6 protein-coding genes are annotated in these 6,431 nt (G+C 51.4%); all 6 read left to right on the plus strand.

Annotated elements, in window-relative coordinates:
• On the plus strand, window positions 1-1,709 hold a 1,709-nt coding region (locus tag OCV63_RS16515; protein WP_158365336.1), incomplete at its 5' end, for a VirB4-like conjugal transfer ATPase, CD1110 family.
• Window positions 1,710-1,758: 49 nt separating this feature from the next.
• Window positions 1,759-3,795 carry a C40 family peptidase gene (locus tag OCV63_RS16520; RefSeq protein WP_117605126.1) on the plus strand — a complete coding sequence of 679 codons (2,037 nt, stop codon included), beginning with the start codon at window positions 1,759-1,761 and terminating at the stop codon, window positions 3,793-3,795.
• A gap of 31 nt (window positions 3,796-3,826) precedes the next feature.
• Window positions 3,827-4,084: a DUF4315 family protein gene (locus OCV63_RS16525; RefSeq protein WP_055153476.1), complete on the plus strand. Its 258-nt coding sequence runs from the start codon at window positions 3,827-3,829 to the stop codon at window positions 4,082-4,084.
• A complete protein-coding gene (locus tag OCV63_RS16530; protein ID WP_002610332.1) occupies window positions 4,074-4,802 on the plus strand; it encodes a DUF4366 domain-containing protein in 729 nt (242 codons plus the stop codon). The genes OCV63_RS16525 and OCV63_RS16530 overlap by 11 nt, the downstream gene beginning before the upstream one ends.
• Complete coding sequence (locus OCV63_RS16535) at window positions 4,799-4,987, plus strand: hypothetical protein (RefSeq protein ID WP_002610333.1); 189 nt, start codon at window positions 4,799-4,801, stop codon at window positions 4,985-4,987. The genes OCV63_RS16530 and OCV63_RS16535 overlap by 4 nt, the downstream gene beginning before the upstream one ends.
• Before the next feature lie 16 nt (window positions 4,988-5,003).
• A partial coding sequence (locus OCV63_RS16540; RefSeq protein ID WP_158365338.1) for a DNA topoisomerase occupies window positions 5,004-6,431 on the plus strand: 1,428 nt, incomplete at its 3' end.

Genomic DNA, 6,431 nt, shown 5'->3' on the forward strand with positions numbered 1-6,431 from the left:
AGGGCAGATATTTCCGCATGGGGAAGAAAATCGGCGCGGCGAGCTTCCTTGAAATCCTTGCGCCGGAGCTTAACGACCGTATGCTTGCCGACATACTGGACTTGGAAACAGGGGTAATCGTCAATTTACATATCCGCAGTATCGACCAGTCGGAAGCAATCAAGACCATTAAGCGCAAAATCACAGACCTTGACAAGATGAAGATTGAGGAACAGAAAAAAGCGGTTAGAAGCGGCTATGACATGGATATAATCCCGTCCGACCTTGCCACCTTTGGCAGCGAAGCAAAGAACTTGTTGCAGGACTTACAGAGCCGCAACGAGCGAATGTTTCTCCTTACGTTCCTTGTGGTAAACATGGCAGACACGAAGCGGAAACTGGAAAATGATATTTTCGCTGCGGCGGGTATCGCACAGAAATACAACTGCCGCCTGACACGCCTTGACTATCAGCAGGAAGCAGGGCTTTTATCCAGTGTGCCGATTGGGGAAAACCTTATCCCGATACAACGGGGGCTTACCACATCAAGCACCGCTATTTTCATTCCCTTTATCACGCAGGAGCTTTTTCAGACGGGGCAAGCCCTGTACTATGGCTTGAACGCCCTTTCTAACAACATGATACTCTGCGACAGAAAGCAGCTCAAAAATCCCAACGGGCTTATATTGGGAACGCCGGGAAGCGGAAAATCTTTTGCGGCAAAAAGGGAAATGACAAATGCTTTCCTCATTACCGACGACGACATTATCATCTGCGACCCGGAAGCCGAGTATTTTTCCCTTGTGCAGCGTCTTAATGGGCAAGTGATACGTCTTTCCCCTACGGGCAGGGGCATTGACGGCAAGCCCCAGTATGTAAACCCTATGGACATAAACCTTAATTACAGCGAGGACGACAACCCCCTTGCGCTGAAAAGTGATTTTATCCTTTCCCTTTGCGAGCTTGTTATCGGAGGCAAGGAGGGTTTGCAGCCTGTCGATAAGACCGTCATTGACAGGGCTGTAAGAAATGTGTACCGCCCGTTCCTTGCAGACCCCGACCCGGCAAAAATGCCTATCTTGGGCGACCTTTACGACGAGCTGTTAAGACAGCCGGAGCCGGAAGCTGCCCGTATCGCGGCGGCATTGGAGCTGTATGTTTCCGGCAGCCTTAACGTATTCAACCACAGAACCAACGTGGAACTTTCTAACCGCCTTGTCTGCTTTGATATAAAGCAGCTTGGAAAGCAGCTTAAAAAGTTAGGTATGCTCATTGTGCAAGACCAGACATGGAACAGGGTAACGATAAACCGGGCAGAGAAAAAGGCGACCCGCTACTATATGGACGAATTTCACTTGCTCTTAAAAGAGGAACAGACCGCCGCTTACAGCGTGGAGATTTGGAAGCGTTTCCGTAAATGGGGCGGTATCCCAACAGCCATTACGCAGAACGTCAAAGACCTTTTGGCAAGCCGCGAGGTGGAAAATATCTTTGAGAACAGCGATTTTGTCCTCATGCTCAATCAAGCGCAGGGCGACCGTACTATCCTTGCAAAGCAGCTTAATATTTCCCCGCAGCAGATGAAGTATGTTACCCACACCGAAGCGGGCGAGGGGCTTATCTTCTATGGAAATGTGGTGCTGCCTTTTGTAGACCGCTTCCCGAAAGATACCGAGCTTTACAGGGTAATGACGACGAAGCCGGAGGAAGTTTCCGAAAGCGGAAAGTGAGGTGCAGACCATGAAGCAATATAAATCCCGCGATAAAATCACACAGAAAATGACCCGCGACGGGCTTATTGAGGTAAACGAAACACAGCAGACCGCCGAGCGTATCAGTAAACGGGAACAGGACGCGGATTTTCAAAAGTCCCCGGAGCAGCAAGCGGCGCAGGACGGGACGCAGCTTCAAGGTGTAGCGTCCCAAACTTCCCCGTTACCCCACGCACCGGGAGCTTCCCCCGCAAGGGACACCGCCACAGCAGAGCGCGTTATGGAGCATATCGAAGCAGCACAGACCCGCAGAGCCAGTAAAAAAGCGGTACATAAAGCACAGGAGGAAGTTACCGTACAAACAACATCTTCCCGCTTGCAGTTTACCGAGGAAGAACTTGCCGTCCCGGAACTGGAATGCTATATTGAGAAATCAAACAAAGCCGCTGACCGACTGGACGCAGCAAAGGCAGCTATCCCGAAGCAAAAGAAACTGGTTAAGGAGCGCACCTTTGACGAAGCCGCAGGAAAGGCAAAGACCCGACTTCACTTTGAAGAACAGGAAAAACCGATACCCGGCGGCAAAAAAGGAAACCCGCTGTCCCGCCCCGCACAGGAAGCAGGGATTTTCGTCCACAACAAGATACATTCCGTTGAAAAGGACAATTCCGGCGTTGAGGGGGCGCATAAATCGGAGGAACTTGCCGAGCGCGGCGCGAAATACGGGGCGCGGAAGTTAAAACAGGGCTACCGCAGCCATAAGCTGAAACCTTACCGGGAAGCGGCAAAGGCAGAAAAGGCAGCATTTAAGGCAAACGTCAACTTCCAGTATCACAAAACCCTGCACGACAACCCGCAGCTTACTTCTAACCCGCTTTCCCGTTTCATGCAGAAACAGCAGATAAAACGCCAGTATGCAAAGGCGGCAAAGAAAGGAGGGGCAAAAGCCGCAGCGGAAGCCACAAGAAAGACGGCGAAGAAAACCGCCGAGGAAACGAGGAAAGCCGCCGCATTTGCGGCAAGACACCCGGCGGGCATTTTGATTGCAGTTGCCGCGCTGCTTCTCTTTATTATGATTTCCGCAGGGCTGTCCTCTTGCGGGGCTATGTTTTCGGGCTTGACAAACGGGGTGCTTGGCACTTCCTACACATCCGAGGACAGCGACCTTGTGGCAGTTGAAAACAACTATGCCGCATTGGAAAACGGGCTGCAAAGTGAGATTGACAATATCGAAAGCACCCACCCCGGCTATGATGAATACCGCTACGACCTTGACAGTATCGGGCATAACCCCCACGAACTTGCGTCTTACTTGACCGCCCTCTTGCAGAGCTACACCCCGCAGAGCGCACAGGCAGAGCTTGAACGTATCTTTTCCATGCAGTACACCTTGACGCTGACCGAGGAAGTGGAAATACGCTACCGCACCGAAACAAGCACCGACCCGGAAACCGGGGAAACCACCACCGAGGAAGTCCCTTATGAGTATCACATCTTAAATGTGAAACTGACAAACAAGCCGATTTCAGAGCTTGCGGAGGAACTTCTTACGCCACAGCAGCTTGAAATGTACCGGGTGTATTTGGAAACAAGCGGCAACAAACCGCTGATTTTTGGCGGCGGTTCTCCCGACGGAAGCCCGTCCGAGGATTTAAGCGGTGTGGAGTTTGTAAACGGTACGCGCCCCGGAAATCAAGAGCTTATGGAGCTTGCAAAGCAGCAAGTCGGAAATGTGGGCGGCTACCCTTACTGGTCTTGGTACGGCTTTAACAGCCGCGTGGAATGGTGCGCCTGTTTTGTATCATGGTGCTACAATCAAGCCGGAAAAAGCGAACCGCGCTTTGCGGGCTGCGAATGGCAGGGTGTCCCTTGGTTTCAGTCAAGGGGACAATGGGGCGCACGCGGCTATGAGAATATCGCACCGGGCGACGCTATCTTTTTCGATTGGGATTTAGACGGCGTTGCCGACCATGTGGGGCTTGTGCTTGGCAGGGACGGTAGCCGCGTCTATACCGTTGAGGGCAATTCCGGCGACGCCTGCAAGATAAAGAGCTATGACCTTAACTATCAATGTATCAAAGGCTACGGGCTGATGAACTGGTAAAGCAACCCCAAAAAGAAAGGAGAAATGACCTATGGCAAACAATAAAATTGACCGTATCAATAAGGAAATCGCAAAGACCCGCGAGAAAATCACAGAGTATCAGAACAAGTTAAAAGGACTGGAAGTGCAGAAAACCGAAGCGGAAAACCTTGAAATCGTGCAGCTTGTACGAGCTATGCGTCTGACCCCGCAGGAACTGAACGCTATGCTGTCCGGCGGCGGTATTCCCGGCATGACTGCCGCACCCGCAGAAGAAAACGAACAGGAGGAAAATGCAGATGAAGAATAAACTGAAAAAGACCATGACTGCCCTTTGTGCCGCCCTTATCCTTATGGGCGGTTTTTCTGTCCCTGCCTATGCACAGGGCGCAGCCACAGAGCCGCCCGCCGGGGACGCGACCAACGACAGTAATGTAGTTGTGGAGGAAAAAGAGGAAACGCCGCCCCTTACCCCAAAGGGAAACGCTACACTGGTTGACGATTACGGCGGCAATAAGCAACTTATCACTGTTACCACCAAAGGCGGCAACTATTTCTATATCCTCATTGACCGCGCCGCCGAGGGCGAACAGACCGTACATTTCCTAAATCAAGTGGACGAAGCCGACCTTATGGCACTGACCGAAAACGGCGAAGCTGCCAAAAAGCCGGAAATCTGTAACTGTACGGAAAAATGCGAAGTCGGAAAGGTAAACACGTCCTGCCCGGTATGTGTTACCAGTATGACAGGCTGCACAGGCAAAGAACCTACCCCAACACCAACGGAGCAGCCGGAAGAACTGAAAGAAAAAGGCGGCAATCCCGGTGTGGTGCTTGCCTTAGTCCTCTTTGCCCTGCTTGGTGGCGGCGCAGCGTTCTACTACTTTAAGTTTCTAAAGCCGAAGCAGAATGTAAAGGGCGATACCGACCTTGAAGATTTTGAATTTGAGGACTACGACGAGGACGAGCCGGAAGCAGATACCGGGGAAACTCCCGAAGATGAAGAAACGGAGGAAGAAACCCTATGACCCTGTTTACCAACAATCCCTTTGAAAAGATGATGATACAGAAACCGAACGGGCGGCGTGATAATGCGCCGCCTGTTCCTTATCCCCCTGCTTGTGCTTCCTGCCCTTACAAGGGACAGTCCCCTTGTGTGGGGTACTGTCTGAAACAGGTACAGGAGAAAAAGAAAACCGAGCCGGAACGCTGAAAGGAGGAACTTATATTTGATTTTAGTTATCGCAGAAAAGCCCAGTGTGGCACAGACAATCGCTGCCGTACTGGGGGCAAAGGAAAAGAAAGACGGATTTCTCACAGGAAGCGGCTATATCGTTTCTTGGTGCGTGGGACATTTGGTAGGGCTTGCGGAAGCTACCACCTACGGGGAACAATATAAAAAGTGGAGCTATGACAGCTTACCGATTTTGCCGCAGGAATGGAAGTACACCGTTGCTTCTGACAAGGAAAAGCAATTCAAAACCCTAAAAGAGCTTATGCACCGGGCAGACGTTTCCGAAGTCGTCAATGCCTGCGACGCGGGGCGCGAGGGCGAACTCATTTTCCGCTTTGTCTATGAAATGGCGGGCTGCAAGAAACCTATGCGCCGCCTTTGGATTTCTTCTATGGAGGACAGCGCAATCAAAGAGGGCTTTTCCCGTCTGAAGAACGGCGAGGAATACGACGCGCTCTTTGCTTCCGCATTGTGCAGGGCAAAGGCTGACTGGTTAATCGGTATCAATGCCACCCGCCTTTTCTCTGTCCTTTACAATCATACCTTGAACGTGGGACGCGTACAGACCCCGACCTTAAAAATGCTTGTTGACCGGGACGCAGCGATTACCACATTTAAGAAAGAAAAATACTACCATGTGCGCCTTGTCTTATCCGGCGCGGAAGCTGCAAGCGAAAAACTATCTGACCGTTCCGAAGCTGACAAGCTGAAAGCTGCTTGCGAAGTGTCAAAAGCAGTCTGTGCTTCCCTTGTGAAAGAGAAAAAGACCGCAGCCCCGCCGAAGCTCTTTGACCTTACTTCTTTACAGAGGGAAGCAAACCGCCTGTTCGGTTATACCGCAAAGCAGACCCTTGACCTTGCACAATCTCTGTATGAAAAAAGACTTCTTACTTATCCGAGAACAGACAGCGCATTTCTGACCGACGACATGAGCGACACAGCGGCGGGCATTATCAAGCTGCTTTGTGGGAAATTTTCTTTTATGGCGGGAAAAGACTTCACGCCGGAGCTTGGAAAGGTGCTGAACAGTAAAAAGGTATCAGACCACCATGCCATTATCCCGACTATGGAGCTTGCAAAGACCGACCTTGCCACGCTGCCGGAAAGCGAAAGGAATATCCTTACCCTTGCCGGGGCGCGTCTGCTCATGGCGACCGCTGCACCGCATACCTTTGAAGCGGTTACAGCAGTTTTTGAATGTGCCGGACAGTCTTTTATCGCAAGGGGAAAAACGGTGCTGTCCGACGGGTGGAAAGAGATTGACCGAAGATACAGGGCAGCCTTAAAGAACAAGCCCGAAACGGACGACGCAGACAGTGACACAGAAAAGACCCTGCCGCCATTTACCGAGGGACAGACCTTTGAAAATCCGACGGCAAAGGTAACGGAGCATGACACAACACCGCCAAAACCTCACAACGAA

Origin of the sequence: Laedolimicola ammoniilytica, from assembly GCF_025567165.1 — a bacterium.
GTDB lineage: Bacteria > Bacillota > Clostridia > Lachnospirales > Lachnospiraceae > Laedolimicola > Laedolimicola ammoniilytica.